We start from the raw sequence: 24506 nt of genomic DNA on the forward strand, positions 1-24506 counted from the left end.
GGCGACTCCGTCGCCCAAAACACTAAAAGCCGTAGGAATAGGATGGGGGCTCCCATCCTGCCGACTTAAAAAGATGGGTGACCAATTCTCTGCGAACTTCAATCCAGGACTTCACTCCTAAGGATTCTTTTCCAAAGTTGAGATGACGAAAGGTGCCCTTAAGGATTGAGGTGCTATTCGAGGTCTCTCGGACGGTCCAAGCGGAGAGTTCATTTTGTTCAATAAAAGATCTGATTCCTGAGGGACTTACAAGTTCATCGTATGGATCAATAAAAACAAGGGTTGGAATATTTAAGCTTTGATCGGCGTTAGAGTGCAGTTGATCTACCAACCGAAAAAGGCTTCGAAAGTTCTTCATTTTTATTCCGTACATGACCCGATATGGTTCGGGGATAAAGCTAGGAAGAGAAAAATCTTCGCCGAAGATAAAAAACAGACGAGTCAAATATGAATAGAATCTAAGCGAAATAGCTGGGGCGAACAAGACCACGCCATCTGCTCTGTAAGTGTCTTCTATCTTTTGAGAAAGAATCTCTTCGTAAAGCGCTCCGCCCAAGGAGAAGCCAACATAAAAGCTCGGTAGATTTCCCAATTCTTTGGCTCGTTCTTTTGCGACGCAGAGGCTAGCTCGTAGGTGACCGGCCCAGCTGACGTAAGGTTCAACCCCCTCATCAGTTGTGAGAAGTCGATGTCCGGGAAGTCCAACTTGAAGAACTTCGCCGCCAAAATCTTGAAGAACTCCTCTGATGTCATCCATCGTACCTGATTTAAGATCGAGTCCGTGTGTCACAACTGCGACAAATTTTGGATCCTTGTTAGCATGATGCCACTGGGTTTTAAGTTCTCGAGTCGAGAGGTTATCCCAATGAGGTTGAAGGTCGTTGATTGTGAGCTTTCGATCACTGCAATGAAAGACCCCAAAAGTGGGATCGTAGCCCAAACCTTCGGCATTTCCTCGCAGAGGGGGAAAAAACAGAAAAAATAAAGTCGCGAAAAGACTTAAAGGTATCGCTTCCCACGAGCGAGAAAAGACGATGAGGTTTGTGATGAGCTTGCGTAATATCAAATTAGAATTCCCGCAATTGTCGCCGTCATAAAGGTTGAAAAGCTCCCTGCTATTACAGACCGAATTCCCAATTCTGCCAAGTCAGATTTTCTTGTTGGAGCCATTCCGCCTATGCCGCCAATCTGAATAGCGATGGAGCAAAAATTGGCGAATCCACAAAGAGCATAAGACAAGATGATCATCGTCCGATGGCTGACTTGTGCAGAAATCTCTGAAAGGTGCAAGTAGGCGACGAACTCATTAAAAACAATTTTTTCTCCGAGCAAGGTTCCGGCCATTCCGCACTCGGCCCATGGGACACCCATGAGAAACGCGATGGGCGAAAACAGCCAACCAAGAATAACCTGGAAACTCAGTTCTGCCGGTTTATTCCCCCGAATAACCTCTGGAATTGAGCCAATCCCCCAATGGTCAAATCCAATCAAATGTCCAAATTGAATGAATAAAGCGTTCACCATTGCAATGAGTGCAATAAACGCTAAAAGCATGGCCGCGACGTTGAGAGCTAAGAGCAATCCCTCATTGGCTCCTCGAGCGGCGGCCTCAATCACATTACGATCAATCATTTCTTCGCTTGATTTTGGGAGCTTACCCAAAGTTTCGGGGTGAATGGTCTCGGGAATCATGAGTTTGGCAATGACGATCGTGGCCGGGGCCGACATCACACTCGCTGTCAGGAGATGGCCTGCAATATCGGGAATGCGGTCTTTGAGAAGACCCACGTAGGCTGCCATCACTCCGCCCGCAACAGAGGCCATCCCTCCCACCATGACAGCAAAGAGTTCGGAACGAGTCAGAGATCCCACATAGGGCTTGATAACGAGAGGTGCCTCCGTCTGCCCGACGAAGATATTAGCAGCTGTCGAAAGAGATTCCGCTCCGCTAATTCCCATGGTTTTCTGCATGATGTAGGCTATCCCGTTTACAAGTTTTTGCATGATGCCGAGATGATAAAGAACCGTCATGAGTGAAGCCATAAAAATAATGGTGGGCAAGACCTGAAAAGCAAAAATAAATCCTGATTTTTGAACATTCAGCAGTTCGCCAAAAACAAAACGACTTCCCTCCTCAGTGAAATCAAGGGCTGCCACAATCGCGGTATTGGCTATATCAAAAATAAAGCGCAAAGGGCCGGGAATTCCAAGAGCCGGAATACCGAGGACAGAGATGGCGAGGAATATTTGAAGGACCATGCCCCATCCTACGAGTCTCCAAGATACCTTATCTTTTCTTTCGGACATAAAAAAGGAAATGAGGATAAACCCCGTTAGACCAAAAAAACCTATCCATCGTTCCATAATATATTTCCTTCGTTGGATTCGACATCTCTGTATCTTGGTTTGTGAGAGCCCTCATCTTGTTTAGACCCGCAATTTCGCAAAGTACACAGTTAATTTTATGGGAACTCTCGATCGGGTTCTCAACGAAGACTTATGGAGCAGGGGCCAAAAGGGGGCTATGAAGCTTTGAATTCAGAGGCTCCTCCATATTTTAGTGTCTCAAGGTGAGACAGAATCTTCCAATGTGACGATATTTGGCTTTATCTTTGATACACTCTATCAATGTACGTTTGTTAACCGGGAACATCCTGGGCTACCCCTTTTTTGCAGATTAAGACACTGTGAATTTGGATGTGGATAAGGTTTGAGACTGTATTTGTAGGCTTGGAGGATTTCATGAGAATGGATTTGCTTTGTAAGGTTTTAATGAGAGTTCTTGGAGCTGCAATTGTTGCCACAGGGCTTGTCTTCCAGGCTCAAACCAGCAGTGGGGAAGAGGGTTCTGGAAAAAATGTGCTGGCTCCTCCAGTATTCGAAAAAGGTGAGGGTGAACGAGCAGAGATCTATGAGGAGATTTGTAGAAAACCTGCGGTGGGAGAACATTATAGAACATGTGTTATCGAAACCAATAAGGTTTCGGCTGAGGCAGGGGCAGTTATTTTGTCAACCCAAGGGTCGTCTGCGGAGGGGATATCGGGCGGGGCACAGGGAGGGACTTTTGCCGAGGGGTTTGGGGCTGATTTGAATTCGATTGCAGCGGATATCTGTGTTGCTGAGGGGCGCAAATGTTTCATTGGTTGTAGAGAAGCGAAAATGACACTTCTTAAATTCCTCTCCGAAGCCCGATCGCGAGTGCCTACGCAATCATCAGCATTAATGCAGATTCAGTTGAACATAGGTAGAGCCGAGAAGGGCATGGGGATTTGTCGGAAATACTTTGGAGAAAAGGTTGCTGCTCTTGGTGGGAACGCTGACATCCTGAATTCGGCAGCATCGAGATCTGCAAAAGTAGCGGATGTGACAAAATCTGGGGCCGGCGGAGGTGCGGGTGGTGCCCTTTCAGAGGGAGGTGGGTCATCTAAATTTGACCAACTTGGAGGAGGTTCAGGTTCGACACAACAGAATGACAGCAGTGGAGGTTCGAGCATGAGTCCCTGGCTCGTAGGTGGAATTGGTGCTGCTGTTGGCGGCATTGCGGGCTACATGTTTGGCAAAAACACGGGCGAAGAAGTAGGCTATGAGGAAGGAAAAAAGGACGCCGAAGAGGCTGCAAAAAAAGAGGAAGAAGACAAGGATGGTGATGGAAGTGCAGATTGCGCAAAGGCTGAGTCCGCAACCAAAACAGAGTGCAAAGGTACTTTTTATGCCAAGTGTGACAAGGATCCTGCAGCTGAAGGATGTTCGGACTTTGCGGATAGTTATTGCAAGACGACAGATCCTGTTCCAGATGCTGCCTTTTGCCGCAAGATGAGCGCGGCAAATTACTGCTCAAAGAGCGACAGCATTAATAAGGGAAATTGTATGAGCTGTCGGGAAATTTCGAGTGGATTCACTGGGCAATACTCGCCTGAGGACTTAGCCAATTCCTGCGCTGTTTGCTCTGGAGATCCCTTGTGTTCGACGAATGGTTCCTATTTTGCCTATCGTGCAGCGTTTGGCAGCACAAACCTTGCAGGCGGCAACAGCTTGTCTCCGAATTTGCCAGCCACAGCTGGAACTGGGAGCGGGGGGGCAGGGCCGGGGGGAGTACCACCTGGATCCGGTGGGACTGGCAATACTGGTGGTGGTACTGCTGGCAGTGGACCTTTTGGCCAATCCTTGACTGGAGGAGGATCTTTGGCAGGTGGTACAATGCAAGTTCAAAATTCTGGTCCGAATCAATACCGAATTTCAAGCTCACACGGTCAGAGCAACTTTCGTGTTCACTCTTCGATCATTCAGCGGTTTTGCCAACAAGGCTCAATGGTTGGTTGCGGCCCTTTAGCCGGTGTTTCTGGAGCCAGGGGAGTTTCAAGCAGCGCAAGTGAAGTGGAGGGGTCAGTAGGAGCCGGAGCCCAATAGGGCTTCGCCTTTTGGCCAGGGCATTATTTTGGGAAGTGTGGGTGTTATGCGTAGGGTTCTTTTGATTAGTACATTATTGTTTGGATTTGAGGTGAACGCAGAAGGCCAGTCGCCTTCGGTGCCTATTCAAGATATCACAGTTGTAACGATGAGTAAGGATGGCGAACTAAAGCAATTTTCTGAAGCCTATGCGATTGAGATTGCGGCTATTTTAGAATCTCCACTTCATCGCGAAAATTATTTTCCTATCAATCTGGAAAAATCAACTTGTTCCCAAGTTGAGGAAGATCTTGGGATGGAAGTAAACTATTTATTGGAGTTGCCAATCATGATAGGCTCTCTTGTTACATCCAAAATTCCGCTCTTGAATGAGTCGCAGAAGGAAACCCTAAAGAGAGTACCTTTTTGTGAGCCCTATTTACTTGATTTAAAGATAATCGCTCTTCAGCTCGATGGGTGGAAGTTGGTAAAAAGAGAAATTTTGCCACCCAATAAAGTCCCGTCTAAAGCCAGGAAGAGTTAAGCTCTCATTGAACAATCCAACTAAAATAGATTACAATCGACTTTATGGCACTCAGCGGAAGGTGTAGAGACTTTCGATGGTAAGTTTTGAAGATCTTTATAAGCAACACGCAAAATTGGTTTTTACGGTTGCAAATCGGATAGTTCTATCGGTTCCTGTTGCGGAAGAGATAGTTCAAGAAACATTTATTAAATATTTTGGAAAATTGAGTGAAATAAGGCAAGAGAATCCAAAATATTGGCTTGTGAAAGTTGCAACAAATTTGAGCCTTGACGAAATCCGTCGAAGAAGATCCAGAGGATCGGAGCTAATTTCGACCCTCAGTCGGGCTCTCCCCTTATTTGTTACGACCATTGGAACAAGGGTGTCCAACCAGCAAAGATCCCAATTGATTCTTGAAAAGTTAAGCTCTGATGAGAGAGCTCTTGTTGTCCTCCGATTGACATATGACTATAGTTACTCTGAGATAGCTGACATTCTTGAATTGCCTGAAGGGACAGTGAAATCAAAGATTTCGCGACTCCTCGAGAAGTTGCGAAAGGAGGTGAAGGAAGTTGAGTGACATTGATGAAAAAGCAGAAAAGGAGTTGCGTCAATCGATGGCCCTCAATCCTCTTGAACTGGATGAAGAAAGCAAGGGCAGAATTTGGATGGAAATCCAAAAGGCCACTTCGAGTAGCATTCAGGTTGGGAGCGTAGATTTTCCTCGTAAGGATCGAGAATCTGTTTTTCGCTCGACGGCCCTTCGCTCTGTGGCTTTTAGGTATGCCCTTTCTTTGATTTTGCTCTTGGTGGCCCTCCTGTTATTCATTTTTGTTTAAAATTTTTATTTGGCCGCCGTTGATAATGCATGACAGAAATCTTGCTTTTCTGGAGAGGTCAGCATTATTTTTTTCATTTATGAAGTTAGAGCACTCCTCTATTATTTCATTTTTTTTCAGCAAGAGGCATTCAGTCTGCAATTTTGCAAACGACGGAGTGGTCAGCTCTTTGCTATTTAGTCTGAAGTAGCAATCATCATAGATGATTCGGGCAGCATGAATCTGCTCTTGGCGATGGGGAGTTGAAGCTTGAGTATGTGGTTCGGGAATGTGAAGATTTATGCATGCTGGGAGGTTCGGATTAAAGTCAGCATGGCCGCAATCTTCCTTGCAGATCCCGCACCGCTTTTCCAGGAAAGTGCATGTTGAATCTCCGCATGATACGGATGGGTATTCTGTTGATATTTTCATCAAGCGATCGCTGATCGCTTGATGACAGACCGAGAGGTTCAACTTTTGGTCACCTTTTGAAGCTCTCGCGCGCAAACCAGCGCAGGGGGAGTCAAGCTTGTTGCATGGGTAATCTTGACATTTTTCCAGGAGGTCCACATAAGGGATTCTGGTTGGTTGGTTTTTTTTAATTTGCATCGGGCTGCTTTGTTTTGGTGGATTCCTCACAGGATTTGGCTGATGAGATTGGATATTGCTACTGCTATTGGCAGGCTCTCTATTTTTAGTGGGGCTCCAATGAAAAAGAGAGAAATAGGCGGCTGAGATGAGAAATACAAGTGTGGAGAGAGCCAACACTCCCTTGGAGATTCGATCTGGTTGATTTTTTTTATCATCGCCTAGCTGTACATTTCGTAACTCTTTCTCTAAATATAGAGAGTTTGAGTATCGATCAGACGCGGCTTTTTTTAAGCACTTGAGAATGATTCGATCCACAGATGAAGGCAATTTTTTGTTGATTTGAGAGGGGGGCAGTGGTTCAAGATAGGATATATTTGAGAAAGTCTGGCCCATGGTATTTCCGAGGAAGGGATGTGTTCCTGTGAGCATTTGGTAGAATATGATCCCCAAGGAAAAAATATCAGTACGCAAATCTAATGTGTCACCTCGAATTTGTTCTGGAGACATTGAACAGGGGGAGCCAGTTAGATTCTTGGTTAAATGCTGCTGAGAACTTTGATCTTTAACAATTCCAAAGTCCATTATTTTGATATTTTCATTCGAGTCGATCATGATGTTTGCGGGCTTAAGATCTCTATGAATCAAATTTGCAGCGTGTATGGCATGTAGACCTTGGCAAATCTGGATCATTAATCGCAGTGATGTTTTAAGGTCAATTTCCCTATTTTCTTCAAGAAGCACAGTGAGTTCCGAGCCATCAACATATTCCATGCTAATGTAGGGATTTTTGTCATCGGGACAAACATCAAAAATTCTTGCAACATGGGGGTGATTTATTTTGGCGAGATAATGAGCTTCATTTATGAAACGGCGATAGACCTCTGGTTGAATCTCGTCAGCAGGTATATTTTGGGGGAGGGTCTTGATGGCAACCTGCATGTTCAAATAAGGGTCATAGGCAAGATAGACATTGCCCATAGCACCCTTGCCAATTTCCCTCAATACTTGATATCGGCCTATGTTTTTCACTTGATAATATTCTAAACGAGAGTGGAGTGGTCTGCACGCAGGAACTGAGGATGATTGTAGGCTGGACGGCAGCCTGGACAAGATGGGAGAGGAGGGATTTTTGCCCTTCTTGACCTCTCCTTACTCGCCCTTGGTCTAATTTGGATTGGCAATCGCTTTAATGATATCGATGGCCATGGGTTTCACTTTGGCAGCACCTGCGTTTGACATCACAATAACCCCGATATTCAGGTCTTTGCGCCACGTGATATAGGTCCGGCTGGAAGCTGTTGCACCTTCCTTATAATAGAATGTCGTTCCGGTTTCGTCTTGCTTAATGTCAATAGCGTAACCAATGGAATGATCGGGTTCGATTGAGCTGAGAGGCGTTGTTGCCAGCCCAATGGCGTCTTTTAGGTGCGATTCCCGCAACCCAAGCAGGTGTTCCAAGAGTTTATTCATGTCATTTGCAGTGGAAATGATTTCCCCTGATCCAGCTAAGGAGCCCATGTCACTGAAGGGTACGGGCTCAAAAAGGGGTGGCGCTGGCTCTGTTGTGAGCACTCGGTAACCCTGCGCCTTGCGAGCCGTCGTATTTCCTATAAATAAGGGTGTGTTGGTGCCCGTGTCATCCATGCCGAGAGAACGGGAAAAATTTATTTTTAATAGCATATCAAAGCTTGAAGCGCCAGAATGGTCCTCGAGAGCCATGCTGAGCAATCCAATTCCAAGGTTTGAATAGACATAGGTTCCGATGGTTGCTGGATCCGGTCGACATGCATTAGCTCTAAGACATGCGAGAAGGTGCTTTCTTTCGTAATTTCTGGCAGGGGACCAGAGGATGGCATCACCAATTCCATCTCCATCTTCGTCTCTAAAGGCGATCGTATTCTCAGGGAAAGAAGGCAGCCCTGAAGTGTGGGAGACGACTTGCTCAAGCGTAACAGTCGGAGAGAAAGCTGATTTGATTGGGTCTTTCAAGTAGGACACGAGATTCATTTTTGGATCCATGCGTTTGGAGACGACTTCTTGAGCCAGGATAAGGCCGGTAAAAATTTTTGAGACAGATCCAATAGCATAGAATGTATCCCCATCAGGTGTGACACTTTCTCCTAATTTTTTGGTGCCAAATCCAAGGACCTCAGAATACTTTGGTGAAACGATTCCCACGACCAATCCGGGTGACAAGGTCGTGTCTGAGCCCGTTGGGTCGACCATGGGAAGCACGATATTGGAAATTTTAGATTTTAAACTTTCTGGAATGGACTCGACAGCTCTTGGAGCTGTGGGAGCTAATTGTTCGGTTAAAAAGGAAATGACGGCGGAGGATAGCCCATTATTTTTCTCGGTGCCATAGTCTAATATCAGTTGCGTGTGGTCTTTGTCCTCAAAATGATGGTGCTGACACAGTCGTTTGCCTGAAAGCAACTTATCCTTAAAAGCGCCAGACCCTAGATTGCTCACATTTTGTGGACTTCCATCCTTAAAGCCAGCAGATAAGAGGAGCATTGGTGGTGTGACTGAATCGCTGACATATTCAGAGGGAGAAGCCTTTTTTTGCTCTTCTTCTGTTTTGCCAAAGATTGTTTTTAGGGCACTGATCTCTTCCTCTAAGGAAGTCCCTGCCATCAGGCGGATAGCTAAGGGAATATCATAGGCATGAAAGTCGACAGCAATGACCGCCTTGATCTTGCCTGGACTGACCTCTTGTTCCTGAAGGTACCTTTTGTTGCTTGCAGTGAGAGTTACCAAGTGAGCCCCCGAGGAGAAGCCAAGCAGAACTATGCGAGAGCTATCTCCTCCAAATTTTTCTGCATTGAGGCTTATCCATTTCACTGCTCGCGCGACATCCACGGCCTGTTCTTCATAGGTGACTTTATCTGAATTTGCGCCTGTGGCACTGAGTTGCAGATTAAGTGCTCGTCGGTTGATACTTGCGATCACATATCCATTTTCAAGGAGGGATTTAGGAAGCTCCACATTTTTCTCTAAGTTAGCCTTGTCTCCATCGACGACCCCAGGGCCTGCCCAGCCTCCTCCATGAACATACATAACAACGGGCTTCCTTTCGCTTGTGTTCCGGAAATAGACGTCGAGTTTATTGTACCGTGGATCTGATACCGGTTCGGTGTGGTAGGAGATATCCGCGATTTTTTTGGCATACCCAAGATCTATCGATTCTCCGAGTTCTGAATTGGTTTGCTCGATCTCCTGGGGACTCGAGGTTTTGATTGGACTTCCAGGATTTGCGCATGAAGCCATCAACATGAGCATAGACATTCTAAGTAATATTGTTTCCATTGGATATCCCTCCCTCTTCATTTGCCAATAAGACGTTTGAGGGCCTCAGTTCGTTCCAACTACCGGCCAAAAAAAATCTCAAAATGAGAAATCTCGGTAAGTGATTGATTCTAAGGGGAGAAAATGAGCATATTCTACTTTATCGCATCAATAACATGACGGATCTTTGTGAAATCCTCTCCTCTGCAGCCGTCATTCGCACAAGAATTGGAGATATTGCAGCCATCTTTGGCGATATAGTCGGTCTCGCCTCTCACTAGAATTCCCTCCACTTGTCCTGTTTTTGAATTGAAAACAGGTGATCCAGAGTTCCCTCCATAGGTGTCTAGATTGGCGACGTAGAATTCGTTTTTGACAGCTCTTACGCGAGCACCACCTGCTATTTTGACGGGAAGGCCTGATGGATGTCCAATGACAAAAACCTCATCTCCCACGCTTAACTCACCTTGTGATCTCAATTCCAGAGAGGATCGTCCAATGGCCATTCTATCAATCCGAATAACAGCATAATCTGCTCCACTGTTTGCAATCTCGGATTTAATGAGCTCTGCACATGAGTAGACCTGTTGATCATCGAAAATATCGTCTTGCGCCTGCGGGCCCTTCACGGCAAAGCCGAAAACAAGCTGTGTGTTTTGGCATTCTGCCTGAGATTGTATGCAGTGTCCGGCAGTTGCCACGAGGTTAGGCGCAACAAGAAACCCCGTGCAAAACGCCGAGATCTGTTGACTGTAGTAGGGTTCCGTCGTGCAAAGTCCATAAGCGGATCCATATTGCCTTCCGGCCAATTTGTACTGGGCACCAGGTAGGTTTTGCAACTGTCGTCTATCTACGAGGGCCAAGGTACTGTCGGCCAAGTCCTTTACAAAGGGGTCGTTGATCTCATAGTATTCCTGTCGATTGTCGACCCCATATATCACTTTTGGTTGAATGCACAGAGACTCCCTCGACGGGAGCGCTCCTGCCATTGGACTCCAAAGGAGAAAAAGGCAGGTGACTGCAAATATGGTTGCTAAGGTATTGACTGGATTCATTTTGATCATGGCTCCCTCCTTGGAACTGAATGATAGATCGTGTCGGCGTCGGTTAAATCCATCCTGGATAATCGAAGTTATGAGTTATTTAGCTGCAAGTATTTGAGGGTCTTGTCATCTATCGCTCACAACGAACAAGCAACGTGAATTTTCTCATTATAAATGAAAAGAGCCGGAGTTAGAAATACGCCTTGATTTCAAAGGAGAAAATGGTCCTCGGTCCATCTGAACTGATGAAATTTAAGTCTAGGAAAATTTCTCTCTCACCTCAGAGATCGTATGCCAATCTTTGGATGTTTCTAGAATGAACCAATGAAGAAGTGCAAGCGCCAAGGGTCTTCGTTACGTTCTTTGATCCGGTCCAACTTGAATCCGATATCAAGACTGACGGGTCCGACTGGTGTATTAAAGCGGACGCCAAATCCCGCTGCATGTCGATAGGGTCTTTCAAAATGGTGTCCCGAAACTTGAACTGCCCCACCGTCATAAAATACGACCCCACCCAAAGAATTATAGACAGGAAAACGGAACTCACTTTTTATTAAAGAGTATTCGCTTTCCTTCTCTACGATCACTTCTTCGTTCGGAAATTCAATTCCTTGCGGAATTCTTTCGTTTGAGCTTGAGCCTCCAAAGCCACGAATACTCGAAGTGCCACCCAAGTAAAAAATTTGGCTACCAGGAACTTTGCTGCCAGGAATGGAGCTGAGATTAGAAACATTTCCGTGTCTGAGTTGGTTTGCCCACACCAGGCTCGGGGAGCCAAGATTCCAGAGATAGGTGTAGGAAATTTCGCTTTTGACAAAATTGACGTCGGACGAGGATCCAAAAGCTGGAGCTGAATAGGACAAATTCCATCGGACATGGGAGCCCCGAGTGGGAACAAATGGATTGTCCCGCAGATCATAATCGAGAGTGGGGCCAAGAAGAGCAATCCGATCTAACTGATCGGGACACTTTCCAGGCTGACCATCTAAGCAGTTGCCATAACGCTCGAAGGTCTTGACGGAATCTAAGCTCCAGAGAGTCCACGTCAGCTTGAAGTTGCGAGATAGGTCTCGTTCTAGGAGAAAGTCGACCCGGCTACTGTCAGAGATTTCAGTTAAAAGGGTAACGTCATTAAAGTTTGAAATCTGCTGTTGTCGAGTGAAATTAATGCGTCCTCTTGTGCGCGTCGAGAATAAAAATGGTTCAAGGTATCCGATAGTGGCCCGATGCGTAAGGTACTTTACTTGATCTGGATTGTATCCCAGCTCGAGTCTTGCGGCTACGGTCCGCGCAGTACCCTCAATATTGTTAAATGAAACGGATGTAAATTGGCGGAGCGTAAGATCGCGTTCACTATCGGCTCCAATGCCTATTTTGAAAAGTCCGGGATCTCGCTCTCGTAAACTAATGAGAACGGTTCTTTGGGATATGGATGTACCTTCCTCAAGTGTGCGAATCCTCACCTGGCTAAAGATTCCCAGGCGGTTGAGCCGCATTTGTGACTCCTCAATCTTTTCGGGAGTCAGGGTTTCACCGATCGAAAACTCAATCTCTCTGAGGATCACATAATCCTTTGTAAACTTATTGCCCTCCAAATTGATTGCCGACACGACAATCTTTGGGCCCTCAAGGATCTCAAAACGCACAATGGCTTGGGTGCCCTTTTCATTGTACTCGACGAGTTGGTTGTTGATGTTTTCAATTTTCATTTCCAGAAATCCGTGACTGAGATAAAAGGACTTCAGTCGATTGATGCTCTCCTCAATTGTAGACAATCGAAGGGGAGTGTTGCTGTGGACAGTAACGACTTCATTCAATTCTGCTTCATTGAAGGCCTTGATTCCTTGAAAGTTTACCTTTTTTACTTGAGTGAGGGGGCCTTCATCCATGACAATTTTAATTTTCGCTTCCGATTTTTTGTTCGTAAACTCCGTTCTTAACGACTGTATTCTTGCTTTGAGAAATCCCTGGTTGCGCAATTCGTTGATAAGATTCTTGTGTCCAAGCTCAATGTCAGTCCTGCTAAAATATCCGCTCTTGATCAGCTCGGAACTGTTATTTCGAATCAGCTCGGCATAGTATTGAGGATTCCTTGAAATTCTTCCGCTGACGTTCAGTTGTCCGATCTGGACTCTAGGGCCTTCGTAGATTAAGATTCTGGCTTTACGCAAAAATTGCTTACTGTCTTCATTGATCTCTGTCGAAACTTGAGCGTGTGCAAATCCACTGGCGAGGTATTTTTTTCGAATTCTCTCTGCTGCCTCAGAGATCGGGTCTCCTCCACTCTGTGCTATGTTCGGAGGGTTGAGTTCTCGGGAAATGTCAAAAATACTGAGTTGCTTATATCCTAATACCTGGCGGTCGTATCTATAAGGATCTTGAATTGAATATTTGAGGTGGGCGGAAGTGCGTTCTTCATTGTATGTGATTTCAGGCTCTCCAATAACGGCGCTCAAAAATCTTTCGTTCCTAAGGAACTCGTCAGATGTCAGCCTGATGTTTTGTAAGGCCGCAGACGTCAAAGCTTGGTGGACGTATTTATGTCCGCGGTATTGCAGTCTCTGTCGTAGGTAGGGATTGAGTGTGTTGAATTCGACCACAGAAATTTCGCATGGATTCTTTTCGTCTATCACAAAAGTGGCTTCTAGACGACCGTCGCTTGCATTCGAGAATCTTATCTCAACAATAGCATTGAAGTACCCTTGCTCGGAATAAAAAGCTTTTAGTCGTTCGCCACTCTCGGTGATCTTTCTTTTATCAAATTTGTCACCCTCCTTGAGTTCTATCATTTCTAGAAGAGCTGTCGTTGAAGCGATGCTATTTCCGGTAACCTTTATTCCTGAGATGAGTTTAATGGCCTGAGCCTCGATTGAGATGTTTCCCTCTGGACTCCGGTAGGCGGATACTCGCTCAAAAGCACCGTGCTCCATCAATAAACGGATCAGATAGTCAATTTCAGATAAAGATGAACTGTTATCAAATAGATCGGGATATCTTTTACGGAGAGATTCAATGATCTCTGGTTGGGCACCATGAATTGTTAGGGTCTGTGCTTTCGCTGGAAAAGCGAGTGTAAAACACAGAACAACAATAGAAATAAAGGGAACGAATAGTGAAAACATGACCTACCTAAACTCCAATCGGTACTCAAGATCCACTCCAACTTTCTCGGTAGAGGTATCTTTGATTTCCGGATTTCCTTCCTTATTCTCCCATGTTCCGATGACAGAAAGCTTTTTGTTTACTTTATATTCAATCTTAGCATTGTTTGTTGGATTATTTTCGACTGTTCTGCTTGCTGAAATACCAAATTTTGGAGTCCATTGCTTTTTTAATGTCAAATTTGGCACGACAGCCTGATCAGCGCCAGTGGCCCCAGACACATCAACTTCTACTCCCGTTAGTTTATTAATGTCTCCCAGTGGCTTTTGGAGCAGGGCTGAGCCTATTTGCAGAGTTGTCTGGGTTGCCAATTCTCCAGTTTGAAACTCCTTGCTATCACTGTCGCTTTTGGGCTTTATTCCGAGAGCCAAGAGGCTAATAATCTCGGATTCAGCCAAAGGGGGTTGGCTGGATAGGTTAAACTGAGGATCCTTGGCTCGCCCTTGAATTAACAGGTTAATATCATATTCATCTTTGACCCTGGAGCTGGCATTGAGAAATATATTTGGATTATCGGAGTCATCGCCCGAAAAAACAACCTGACCTATCGCGACATCAAAGGGCGTTTCATGGAAGAAGACTTTTCCATCTTTTTCCAGTGAGAGCTGTCCTTTGAGAGAGGGTGCAGAAATTTCTCCACTGACTTTAAGAGATCCTGAAAGAGGTGAGTTGACCAAAGAGTTTTTGACAACAATTGGACGCTTCAGAATGACGTTCCAGTCGAGAAGGAAAGGTTGAAATTTGTCTTCAATCAGAAAGGCGGGTAAAAAAGTAGACGGTTTGATTTTCCCAGCTTTTTGGGCGTTTCCATCAATCTCTTTGGAGACTTCTCCCTGACTGACCTGGTATTCGCCTCCCAAACTGTAGGGGAACCAATTTCCTTTCAAAAAGAAGTCACCGGAGCCCTTTGTTTTTACCCCATCAGGAATGTTGAGACTGATATCTTTAAATCGGCCCTTTACATCAATCAAGACGTCATTGATTTTCTTCACCTGAATTTTTCCCTCCGCCGAAAAAGGGCCGCCTCCCAATTGTCCACTGGCTGAGTTGACCACAATTTTCTTATGGCTAAAAAGTAGATCTGCGCGGATCTGCTCAAAGGACTGCGGGAAGTCTCTCACCCTCAGCAGGCCATTATCTATAAACGCAGACCCCATTACTTCTGGATTTTCCCAGTTGCCCTTTAGTTGCCCGGAGAGAGAAAGAACGCCCTTCAAGTCATCAAGAAATGGCAAAAAGAGAAGAGCCAGTCCCATGTCGAGTTTTCCATTTACTCCAATATTTATGCGATCTTTCGAGGTGTCTTTGATGGTAAGAGAAACAAGTGAGCCATGACCCTGAAGGTTAAAGGTTTCTGAACTCAATGTGCCTTCACGTACTTCCAAGTTAATCGGCCGATTTAGTGCAAGAGTGGTGTTTCCTCTCCGAAGTGTGAAATCATCGATTTTAGCGTACCCAGAGCTTTTGAAAAGACCTCCATTGCTTGAGCTTAAGTCGACGGTCGAAGTGAATTTGGAGTCAAAGTCCACTTTTCGTCCGGGCCCTGAAAAGATGGTGAACAATTGGGTAAAATTGAGATCATTGGCTTCTATAAACAGACGAAATGGTCCATCACTCGAAAAGGGAATTGTAAAGTCTGTCTTAATGAGATTTCCCATGATGTTACCGCCACCTTGCAGAGCAAGAGGAGTGAGCTTAATTTTGAGGCTGGAATCCTCAAAGGGTTTATCCGCAATTACCAATTGGGAGAGTCGCAGGTGTATGTCTGTTTTTGGGTTGCGAATCGGACCACGCAGCGAAGTCGTAAAATCGACAAGTCCAGTCACGTTGAGATTAATTTTTTCTATATTTTCGGACTGCTCGAGTCGCAAATTTCTTCCAAGGACAACAGCGTCAAGAATTCCGCTGGAACTGAGACCCCCATCGAAAGAAATTCGACCTGTCGCTTTTGATAGGTAGGCTTGTCGCAGTTTAACATTCCCATTTGTGGCTCCGGCATTGAGAATTAACTCGTCGAAACTTTCGTTGCCTAAGCTTCCTCGATAGAATGACGATCTAAGATCAAAATTTAACTGGTTAAGGATCAGCGGTCCGGACACCCTAATTTCGGCAGATCCTGAACCATCGATAGAGAGAGGAAACAAATATTTTCTTTCGAACAACAGCCTGAGATCTTCCAAATCAACGAAGGGGACTTGGCCAGTTATAGACAAGTTGTTTTTGCGGAGGTCAATTGCCACATTTCCTGTGTACCGCGAGGTTTTAAAGAAACCTTTGACCTGATTAAAATAAAGGAAACCTTCTTTGTATTGCAATTCGGTGCTCACCTTCCCGAGAGGGAAGTCTTCCATCCAGAAATCATCATTGCTGATATCCATTTTAATTGTCCCGTAAGAACTATCACCCACGGTGCTCCCTTTTACTTTTCCTACTCCTTCTAATTTTAACTTCGCTAGATTTTGGACGTCCGAAAAATCGACACGATCTCCCTCGTAATCAATATTAAAACCCTTGGAGTAGTTAATTGTGCCTGAAGATCTGCCAGTTGAGGATTTTCCAACCTTGATTTCGGCCTTATAAGTAACCTCATTCAAATTGACTTTTACCTCTCCATCCGCCTCGATATTTGCCACGTCAACAATCGGAAATTTCTCTGGTTCTCCAGAGTGTACACTTAGATTTTTACCAAAGACTTTTCCTTTGCAGTTCATCTGAAATGGGTACAATTCTCCTTCGCAGGGTAGGCTGCCGCTCAGATCAAGGTGAAGCGGGGTTTTCGGGACTGTGAGGTTGAGCAGGAGCTGTTGAAGCTCTAACTGTGCAATATTGACGGAAGTCGAGAATTTCCAATTATTTTTTGTGTCAAGGACAGATTGCTCAAGGAGGACCGTCCCTGCGTTGTTGCTTATATTTAACCGCTCAAAAAGGATATTTTCTTTTGAGAGACTGCCATTTGTAGTCAGAGTTCCCAGAACAAAATTGTTTATTTCTACTCCAGTGGCCTGAGTTCTGAATTGAATATTCGGGTAGACATTTTGAGTCCAATTGAGGTCCAAATCTAAGTCAATAGTTCCCTTGAGACGCGGAAGTCTTATTTTTTCCAGATAGTCTTGAACCAGTAGGCGCACTTCCGGCAAGGAAAAATGAGAGCGGCTGCTCATCTTACCTGATTCAAAATTTGCTTTGGCTAGTTTGCCATTGAGGTATCCGGAGGCGACAAAATAGGAAGATTGCTTTCTTAATTTGAGAGATGATATCTGCAAATTTTCGTCATCGATCAAGAATCTACTTTCAAAACTCAGATCAAGCGGTGCCAAGCCCTCTTTGCGTAAATTGACATTTGGAAAATTAGCTTCAATCAGCAACGCATCGAACATATTGGTCATCACGAAGGAAGCTTTCTTTAACCCTATTTGGGCTTTGTCTCCTGGTGATCGAGCCTTTAACTCTAGATCAGTGATAATGAGTTTATCAATTGGGATTGTGGAGATCTCTCTTATTTGGATGTCAAGCGAGGGCTGTTGAATGAGGTTCTTTTGTTCACTTTCCGAAGCGAAAAGATGTGGAAGAAGAATGTTCAAGTTGGGATGGTCGAAGATAACTTCAGCCAGGCGAAATTGTCCACGAAACAGTGCTAGCCAATTAAGTTTGATTCGCAATTCCTTGATATAAGAAGGTGAAAAGGACAGAGAAAGAGGTGGTTTTGGAATGATTCTGACTCCCTCAAAAATGAGCTGTGGAGGAAAGAGCCCGAGCCCGAGTCTTTCGGGCCATACTCTTGCCGATGTGTGCTTCTGGGATTGATTCTCAAGTTCGACGAGTAACCATGATTTGATGCGGGGCAGATGATATCGGTAGGAGAATCCGAGCAAAAAGAAAAATGCGGCAAAGACTGCCGAATAATAAAACCATTTACGCCATTTCTGGAAAAATACCCAGCTCATCTTGTCCCTTCTGCCCATTCCGCAAGAAGTGTTTGAGCGGATCGATAATTCGGGCGTATCTCAATGATACTCTGAAGGATCTCCATTGCGGCTCTGTGTTGGCCAAGTCCATGTAAGGCATGAGCTCTTGTGTAGGCGGCTGAGAAGCTTGTCTCGGGATCGTCCGAGTGGGTCAGCTCTGTTTGATCTACTTCAGAGAGGCAATCAACAAAAAGCCGACAATGAATAAGGATATCCAGTCTGAGCCAATCACGATTTTTGGAAGGAGGAGCCAAGCTAAGAATCTGAAGAGCTTGCTCCCAGGCTTCCGCGAATATAAAAAATATAGTGAACGTGTAAGCCATCTCAGGTCGGGCATCCGAGATTTTCTTGGCTGTTGTAAGCCAAGAATCCAGAAGTGCCATTTCATTTTCAGACCATTTAATCGACATCCGCTCTTCAGTTGTTGGAGTGAGGTAATTTTGATTACTGGTCGACAAGATGTTTCTTGCCCAGCGTTCCTTAAATCCAGTTTTATAAGCCTGAATTTCCTGATCCTCTGGAAACATGTTCAGGAGAGATTTGAGAATTCGCTCCTCCTCCTCAATCATCCGGTGGTTGGCGAGAAAACCCAATTTTTCCTTGAGTGTATTTTTCTTCTGAAGAATTTCGTCCTGGAGGCGTTTGCGGAGTTCGTCTCTTAATTTTTGAAACCTCGTGTCGTAATTGTCCCAGCCATGGGACAGAATTAGGTTTTCAAGCATTTGATGTTTCAGAGCCCCTTCAAACACGGCGCTGAGGACCTCGCGATTTGGCTTCACATCGTTGCGGCTCATGATTTCGATGAGAGCCAGCCAGGATGTCGGACGGTCACTTTGCAAGCGCTTAAGCAGAGGGTTAAACAGCAATTTAAGATAACCCGATTGGAGCAGAAAGCTCATTATCGCGAGTTCATGGGCGATGGGAAGTTCAGATTTTTCAAGCCGATCAGAGAGGATCTCCGCCACCTTTTCTGTATTTGACCAGCGTTTTAATAGTTCGCTGATCTCCCTCTCTATCTTCTGTTCCAATTGGCCCCCATCTTCTCCTTCTATATTATGCTCTCAAGAAGGGGCATCGGCGAGACCTGACGTCAGGCATTAAGGCCGTTGAAAGGGCTGTGAGATTTGATTTAACTAAAAAACCAAGTCTCTCAGCAAACGGGAAAAAATTGCCGAGCCTCAAGGCTGGAGCCTGGAAAGCACGGCCTGCCTTATTTCAAGTCGGGCTAGTCATTCACTCGGCCAACATAGTCACCCGTCCGCGTATCAATTTTGAGCTGGTCACCCTCATTGATGTGCAAAGGTACCTGCACAATGTAACCTGTCTGCAAAGTGGCGGGCTTGTAAGTATTAGTAACAGTATTTCCCTTATGGCCGGGATCTGTTTGGGTTACTTTGAGAACAACAGAGTTGGGAAGCTCAACACCGACGGCACGGTCGTTGTAAATGCAAACGTTCACTTCCATGTTTTCCAGGAGATATCGAGGAGCATCACCGAGAACATCATCGTTCAAAGCAAATTGCTCAAAAGAAGTCTGATCCATGAAGTTGTATCCACTCTCGTCTTTGTAAAGAAAATTCATCGTCTGAAAATGGACGTCCGGTACAGTGAATTTTTCGCCCGATTTAATCGTTCGCTCCAAATTAGAACCAGTGATGAGATGTTTCAATTTTGTCCGCGTAAACTGATTGCCCTTGCCAGGTTTTACGTGCTGAAAATCCACTATGGAATAAGGCTCGTTATCGATGAGAATCTTCATTCCCTTTTTGAAGTCGCTTGTTGCCACCATAAGTTACCACCTTGAATGAGGATCTTTGCTTTTAAATGAAGCAGACCTCAAAGTAAACAAAAGATCAATCATTTGGGTCAGATTCGGGACTCTCGAGAAGTCGACACATGACTAAGAAGCTCCCTAAGGAACTGAACCTTTTCGTCTTTGCTCTGATTTTCTCTGTCCTTTAAAGGCTGTCTTGAAGAAGTTGATTCGGGGCCTTCTTTGATATTGTCAGCAGAACTAGGATTCAGCAGTTTGAAACGTTTGATGATTTCATCGTGTTGTCCAAACTGCCTCTCAGCCTCGGCAAGGACTTGTCGGGCCTGATCGAGATCGTTGCGGACCAAAAAAGCATCAGCGAGGGAGATGATTCGCTCCAAAGTTTTTAGCTTTGTCGAATCTAAAGATAGCCCTGCGGTAGGTTCTGCCAACGGAATCAAAGGTATTGCAGCATTTTCTCGTTGCCGCACAGCTTCCTTCAGCGGCTGCATAGCAAAAAGATCGGCCTCATACTCATCCGCTGTCAAGCTTTCAAGTTTCTTAACCGCATTTTGGGCTTTCACATTATCGGGTTGGAGGAAAAGGAGCATTTTAAATGCTTTGAGCGCGCCCTTTGGATCTTTGAGACGAAGGAGAAGTTCTGCCAGAGTGGATTGCGCTAAGATATTTTCTGGTGAAAGTTCTGTGGCTGTGCGGAATTGACGTGCGGCCTCAATCCAGTTTTCCTGATCAATAAAAATTCTGCCCAATGCGACATGGCCGCCTGCAAAATCAGGATGCAATGAAACTCCCGATTGTGCGACTTCGAGGGCTTCCTTCAGGAGCCCCATCTTTCTGTAGGCCTCAGAGAGAGGGGCAAAAATTTTTGATTTGGGGTTTTTCTCGTAGATCAGTTGATAGCGTTCAATAAATTCTGGGCTGACTTCATCCATGATTCGATCTTGACATTGACCCCTTGAAAATTCAAAGAAATGAGAAAAGATGTGTCGATGTGTTAAAATCTCGTTCTTGAATGTTTGGAGAATTCCATAGTTAAATGAGAAATACTTGGCAGGGGGGATCGTGAGTCTCATTATCGGATTGGATCCAGGCAGTCAGTGCACTGGTTACGGGGTTCTCAAGCTGGGCGACAGCTCTCAGCTTCAGTACCGAGGCCATGGAACCTTGACTCCTCCTCGAGGCTTGGAGTTTGCTGCAAGGCTTCATGCTCTCTATGAAATGCTGGATGAAGTTTTTTCCCGCTGGAAGCCTTCGGAAGTCATCATCGAAAAAGTTTTTTTAGGGCAGAACGTGGACAGTGCTTTTAAACTTGGACATGCCAGAGGACTCTGTTTGGCCGTGGCTTCGCGCTATCGCTGTCGGATTCGAGAAATGGCTCCTAGAGCCGTAAAAAAAGCCGTGACCGGGTACGGAGCAGCCAGTAAGGATCAGGTGTCATTGGCTATTGTCGGTTGGTTAGGCCTGGAGACTCGCGGTATTCGCCATGATGCCACCGATGCCCTTGCTCTTGCGGTCGCACGCGGTCTTCTCTTGGAAAGTGAAGATCGATTGACCCAACTGATGAAGGAGAATCCATGATTGCATTTCTAAGAGGTGAAATTCTTTCCCAGGATGGGGAGGGTGTTGTTCTAGATGTGCGTGGAGTTGGTTATGAGCTTGATTGCTCACAGAGCACCTTAGACGAGTTGGCTGCACAATCAGGTTCAGTGGAGGTTTATGTATACACGCATCTGCGAGCAGAGGCCTTGCAGCTCTATGGCTTTGCTCAATTGAGTGAAAAGCAGCTTTTTCTTTCATTAACAAGAGTCAACGGAATTGGTCCTAAGATGGCAATCAGAATTCTCAGTGGAGCCAAGACTGGGGAGATCGTTGAGATGATCGAGGAAGGGGACGCAAAGAGTTTGGCGGGTTTGCCAAAAGTGGGAAAGAAAACGGCCGAGCAAATAGTTCTCACTTTAAAGGGGAAACTGGTATTGAACTGTGGCGAAATCGGAGTTCGATCCAATTCGGGCGTTCGTCAGGAAATTCTGTCGGCTTTGGTTAATCTGGGATATCGTTCTCACGATGTCGAAAAAGCGGTCGCACAATTGGATATCAAGACAGACGTGCAGAACGGGATTCGTGAGGGCCTGCGAATCCTTTCGGCGAATTTTTAATTTTTGGTTGATCGTCAATTCTGATGTCAACGGGTTGGCGATAAATTGGACAGCTTAGGAGAGAGTGTTGGAAACGATTCAAGATCGAATGATAGATGGTCAGGCAAATGAAACGGATCAGCCTCTCGATAAGGCCTTGCGTCCCATTCGATTTGAGGATTTTCCTGGACAAGACAAGGTGAAAGAAAAACTGCGGGTTTTTGTCTCATCAGCCAAAAAGCGCGAAGAGCCACTGGATCACACTTTGTTATGTGGCCCTCCTGGCTTGGGAAAAACCACCTTGGCTTACATCATTGCAAAAACGATGGGAGTTGAAATCCGAGCCACAAGTGGACCCGCCTTATATCGGAAGGGAGATCTTGCGGCAATATTGACGAGCCTTCGGCCCCATTCTGTTTTTTTTATTGATGAAATCCACCGACTCAGTCGCGATGTGGAGGAATATCTTTATAGCGCCATGGAGGATTTCCATTTGGATATCATATCAGGAGAAGGGCTCGGCGCCCGAACGATGCGTTTCAAGTTGGCTCCTTTTACTCTTGTAGGTGCTACAACACGAGCGGGCCTATTAAAGGCACCTTTTCGTGATCGGTTTGGGATTGTGGAACGTTTGAACTTTTACGACAAAGAGTCGCTCCGGCAAATCTTGGCTCGTTCGGCCTCCCTTTTGAAAATTGAACTGACTGATGATGGCTCGATGGAGATTTCTCGGCGCAGTCGTGGAACTCCACGAATTGCAAATCGCCTCTTGAGGCGAGTGCGCGATTATGCCGAGGTTGAGGGCAACGGCACGATTGATGGGGAGCTGGCTCGCTATGGTCTTGACCGTTTAGAGGTAGATCAATTGGGATTGGACAATATGGACCGAAGAATACTTCATTTGATTCACCATAAGTTTCAGGGCGGTCCTGTCGGGATCGACACCATGGCGGCGGCGCTCTCTGAAGAGTCCGATACCCTGGAGGAGGTCTACGAACCCTTTCTTATTCAAGAAGGACTTCTCCTCAAAACGCCACGGGGTCGTGTTATTACTGAGACCTCTCGTAAGCACCTTGAAAAAATGGAGCCGGACGAATTTTTGAGTCGATAGCGAAGTATTAGAATTCCAGTAGGCATTGAGCGGCATAGGTATTGCTTAGAAGGCTTGGATGTATTTGAAATACAAGTCATTTTGGAGGATGTCTGTGATTGGCTTACAGATTTCGTGTTTAAGCTTAGGAGTAAAATTTATAGCTTTGTGCCTTTTTTTACTCGCATTAAATTCCCGAGACGTGTACGCAGGTCCTCGACAGGCAGCGGGGTGCCTTAAATCTCTTGCTAGAGAAAAACCCACACAAGATGTGACAGCAGAAAGGCCTTCGGTGCCTTTGGTGACTGTTTCGTCTTGGGAAACTCTCCATTCCGTATTGGCGGGGGTCCTTAGCAAAATTGGCTATGAAGAACCTCGCTTTGTTCTGAGGTCCTTTCATACGGACCGCCTTTCACAAACTTTAGATTCTGGGACAGACCGAGACGACACTTCCACAATTTGGAATTTCGGAATTGATGCTGACTCCGGAGAGCGGAAAAATCATGGCGTCACTTCAGAAAGATTAATATATGCGTACCTGATAAATAATTCAGAATTTATGGAAAGCGTGCCACTTGATGGCGAAATCGAATATGGCAGAGTGCAAAGTTTGCAAGATATTGTCAGGTACAATGCCAAGAATGATATTTATGATCACGTTGTTATTTATCGAGCGAGCGGTCTGCGTCGTGCAAGTTCCGCGGAGTTCTGGTTTAACGGAAACCCTCGTGAATCTATTTTAGCCGTCTTCAAATTGACTTCGCCAGAGGATATGGCAAGGCCTTTGGATGATATGGCGTATAGGGAAATCCAGGGTAAAACAGGCCTTGGTTTAAAGGAAACATCCGAACTTCTGTCCTTTTTGTTAAAATCTTTGCCTTGGGCGAGAATTGACGGTTTTGCTATAACCGACCCGAGAACACATAAATTATGGAACTCCTCTGAAGCAATAATCGAAATCGGACTTTTACCAACCAGTCAAAATGAGCAAGCGATTGACTTAACTGGTATTGAAAATCAACTTGCTCGATTTAAAATGACCTTTCCAAAGCCACTTGCAACTTTGCTGGATCGCAATGGGTTAATAACAGAAGAAGCGAACAGAAAACTTAAAGTCATCGTTCATAATCATATGTTTGATGTTAATTATGCTTCACAAGGATTACGGCCAAAGGCGGATAATCCATTCCTAGGATTGCCTGTTCCATTGACTTCTGAAAATCAGGTAGTTAGGTCTGAGTACCTTGGTCTTTTCGATCGGTTGAATCCTGGTTCGGTGAAAGAAGGGGTAGGATTTCACACTCAGGATGCAGTGTTTGTATTAAAGCCAACAGCTACGTCAAATCGGGACGCCGCTCGACTTAGAAGGTTGGGATATAGATACATCTACGTATTGAATGAGTCCTCACAAAATTAGCTAGTAGGGATCGCTGCAAGTGTATGAAGTTTTTGAGTAGTAGGACCCTTGGCCAAGCTCTGTGCAGTGCTTATAATAAAATTGCAAAGGCGTCCAGTCCCCGCGATCTGGCATTGGGCGGCGAATATGCATTGCATCGACCAAGAAAGCGGCACCATGGGCTTTGTTGTTCTCATCATAGTCTTCAAGTCCGCTGGTCTTGGATGTAGCGCAACCATATGACAGGTAGCCGAGCACAAAAAAGGCCAGTATGAAAGGTCGCCTGGGCGGTATCGGATTGTTTTCCACACTCTCATTTTAAATCTAAGGGG

Annotated in this window: 19 protein-coding genes; 8 read left to right on the forward strand and 11 right to left on the reverse strand. The window is 45.4% G+C overall.

Annotated features, from left to right (window positions below):
• Positions 1-22: 22 nt before the first annotated feature.
• Entirely contained in the window at positions 23-1066 is a 1044-nt protein-coding gene (locus IPJ71_00490; GenBank protein ID MBK7842163.1) for a hypothetical protein, read from the reverse strand.
• A complete protein-coding gene (locus IPJ71_00495) occupies positions 1063-2364 on the reverse strand; it encodes a NupC/NupG family nucleoside CNT transporter (GenBank protein MBK7842164.1) in 1302 nt (433 codons plus the stop codon). The genes IPJ71_00490 and IPJ71_00495 overlap by 4 nt, the downstream gene beginning before the upstream one ends.
• A gap of 378 nt (positions 2365-2742) precedes the next feature.
• Here IPJ71_00495 and IPJ71_00500 point away from each other — a divergent pair, with 378 nt between their 5' ends.
• The 4 genes from IPJ71_00500 (at position 2743) to IPJ71_00515 (ending at position 5751) form a co-directional block, all read left to right on the forward strand.
• Positions 2743-4407: a hypothetical protein gene (locus IPJ71_00500; protein ID MBK7842165.1), complete on the forward strand. Its 1665-nt coding sequence runs from the start codon at positions 2743-2745 to the stop codon at positions 4405-4407.
• A 46-nt stretch (positions 4408-4453) separates the two neighbouring features.
• A complete protein-coding gene (locus IPJ71_00505) occupies positions 4454-4930 on the forward strand; it encodes a hypothetical protein (GenBank protein ID MBK7842166.1) in 477 nt (158 codons plus the stop codon).
• A 76-nt stretch (positions 4931-5006) separates the two neighbouring features.
• Entirely contained in the window at positions 5007-5492 is a 486-nt protein-coding gene (locus tag IPJ71_00510; protein ID MBK7842167.1) for a sigma-70 family RNA polymerase sigma factor, read from the forward strand.
• Complete coding sequence (locus IPJ71_00515) at positions 5485-5751, forward strand: hypothetical protein (protein MBK7842168.1); 267 nt, start codon at positions 5485-5487, stop codon at positions 5749-5751. The genes IPJ71_00510 and IPJ71_00515 overlap by 8 nt, the downstream gene beginning before the upstream one ends.
• Here IPJ71_00515 and IPJ71_00520 read toward each other — a convergent pair.
• The 8 genes from IPJ71_00520 to IPJ71_00555 form a co-directional block, all read right to left on the reverse strand.
• On the reverse strand, positions 5734-7350 hold the full coding sequence (locus IPJ71_00520) for a protein kinase (protein ID MBK7842169.1): 1617 nt from the start codon (positions 7348-7350) through the stop codon (positions 5734-5736). The genes IPJ71_00515 and IPJ71_00520 overlap by 18 nt on opposite strands.
• A 135-nt stretch (positions 7351-7485) precedes the next feature.
• Complete coding sequence (locus IPJ71_00525; GenBank protein ID MBK7842170.1) at positions 7486-9630, reverse strand: serine hydrolase; 2145 nt, start codon at positions 9628-9630, stop codon at positions 7486-7488.
• Between the two features lie 134 nt (positions 9631-9764).
• On the reverse strand, positions 9765-10673 hold the full coding sequence (locus IPJ71_00530; protein ID MBK7842171.1) for a trypsin-like peptidase domain-containing protein: 909 nt from the start codon (positions 10671-10673) through the stop codon (positions 9765-9767).
• A 290-nt stretch (positions 10674-10963) separates the two neighbouring features.
• Positions 10964-13774, reverse strand: a complete 2811-nt coding sequence (locus tag IPJ71_00535) for a BamA/TamA family outer membrane protein (protein MBK7842172.1) — start codon at positions 13772-13774, stop codon at positions 10964-10966.
• A 3-nt stretch (positions 13775-13777) separates the two neighbouring features.
• Positions 13778-17758: a translocation/assembly module TamB gene (locus IPJ71_00540; GenBank protein MBK7842173.1), complete on the reverse strand. Its 3981-nt coding sequence runs from the start codon at positions 17756-17758 to the stop codon at positions 13778-13780.
• The gene (locus tag IPJ71_00545; protein MBK7842174.1) at positions 17755-18807 is read right to left on the reverse strand and encodes a flavodoxin family protein; all 1053 of its coding nucleotides are present in this window, start codon (positions 18805-18807) and stop codon (positions 17755-17757) included. The genes IPJ71_00540 and IPJ71_00545 overlap by 4 nt, the downstream gene beginning before the upstream one ends.
• Positions 18808-19004: 197 nt before the next feature.
• Complete coding sequence (gene efp / locus IPJ71_00550) at positions 19005-19568, reverse strand: elongation factor P (protein ID MBK7842175.1); 564 nt, start codon at positions 19566-19568, stop codon at positions 19005-19007.
• Between the two features lie 77 nt (positions 19569-19645).
• Positions 19646-20485: a tetratricopeptide repeat protein gene (locus IPJ71_00555; GenBank protein ID MBK7842176.1), complete on the reverse strand. Its 840-nt coding sequence runs from the start codon at positions 20483-20485 to the stop codon at positions 19646-19648.
• A 130-nt stretch (positions 20486-20615) separates the two neighbouring features.
• Here IPJ71_00555 and ruvC point away from each other — a divergent pair, with 130 nt between their 5' ends.
• The 4 genes from ruvC to IPJ71_00575 all read left to right on the forward strand — a co-directional run bounded on the left by ruvC (position 20616) and on the right by IPJ71_00575 (position 24195).
• Positions 20616-21131 (forward strand): crossover junction endodeoxyribonuclease RuvC, encoded by a 516-nt coding sequence (gene ruvC, locus IPJ71_00560; GenBank protein ID MBK7842177.1) that lies wholly within the window; start codon positions 20616-20618, stop codon positions 21129-21131.
• Complete coding sequence (gene ruvA / locus IPJ71_00565) at positions 21128-21709, forward strand: Holliday junction branch migration protein RuvA (GenBank protein MBK7842178.1); 582 nt, start codon at positions 21128-21130, stop codon at positions 21707-21709. The genes ruvC and ruvA overlap by 4 nt, the downstream gene beginning before the upstream one ends.
• Positions 21710-21773: 64 nt before the next feature.
• Entirely contained in the window at positions 21774-22799 is a 1026-nt protein-coding gene (gene ruvB / locus IPJ71_00570) for a Holliday junction branch migration DNA helicase RuvB (protein ID MBK7842179.1), read from the forward strand.
• Between the two features lie 94 nt (positions 22800-22893).
• Positions 22894-24195, forward strand: coding sequence for a hypothetical protein (locus IPJ71_00575; GenBank protein ID MBK7842180.1), 1302 nt, complete (start codon positions 22894-22896; stop codon positions 24193-24195).
• Here IPJ71_00575 and IPJ71_00580 read toward each other — a convergent pair whose 3' ends face one another.
• Positions 24196-24483 carry a hypothetical protein gene (locus IPJ71_00580; GenBank protein MBK7842181.1) on the reverse strand — a complete coding sequence of 96 codons (288 nt, stop codon included), beginning with the start codon at positions 24481-24483 and terminating at the stop codon, positions 24196-24198.
• Positions 24484-24506: the final 23 nt, after the last annotated feature.

The sequence above is a fragment of the Bdellovibrionales bacterium genome (assembly GCA_016714165.1).
Classification (GTDB): domain Bacteria; phylum Bdellovibrionota; class Bdellovibrionia; order Bdellovibrionales; family UBA1609; genus JADJVA01.

Bases quoted from the DNA above. Each gene is read 5' to 3' on its own strand.
- IPJ71_00495 (MBK7842164.1), bottom strand. From the start codon at position 2,364: ATGGAACGATGGATAGGTTTTTTTGGTCTAACGGGGTTTATCCTCATT.
- IPJ71_00500 (MBK7842165.1), top strand. From the start codon at position 2,743: ATGAGAATGGATTTGCTTTGTAAGGTTTTAATGAGAGTTCTTGGAGCT.
- IPJ71_00505 (MBK7842166.1), top strand. From the start codon at position 4,454: ATGCGTAGGGTTCTTTTGATTAGTACATTATTGTTTGGATTTGAGGTG.
- IPJ71_00510 (MBK7842167.1), top strand. From the start codon at position 5,007: ATGGTAAGTTTTGAAGATCTTTATAAGCAACACGCAAAATTGGTTTTT.
- IPJ71_00525 (MBK7842170.1), bottom strand. From the start codon at position 9,630: ATGGAAACAATATTACTTAGAATGTCTATGCTCATGTTGATGGCTTCA.
- IPJ71_00530 (MBK7842171.1), bottom strand. From the start codon at position 10,673: ATGATCAAAATGAATCCAGTCAATACCTTAGCAACCATATTTGCAGTC.
- IPJ71_00535 (MBK7842172.1), bottom strand. From the start codon at position 13,774: ATGTTTTCACTATTCGTTCCCTTTATTTCTATTGTTGTTCTGTGTTTT.
- IPJ71_00540 (MBK7842173.1), bottom strand. From the start codon at position 17,758: ATGAGCTGGGTATTTTTCCAGAAATGGCGTAAATGGTTTTATTATTCG.
- efp (MBK7842175.1), bottom strand. From the start codon at position 19,568: ATGGTGGCAACAAGCGACTTCAAAAAGGGAATGAAGATTCTCATCGAT.
- IPJ71_00555 (MBK7842176.1), bottom strand. From the start codon at position 20,485: ATGGATGAAGTCAGCCCAGAATTTATTGAACGCTATCAACTGATCTAC.
- ruvA (MBK7842178.1), top strand. From the start codon at position 21,128: ATGATTGCATTTCTAAGAGGTGAAATTCTTTCCCAGGATGGGGAGGGT.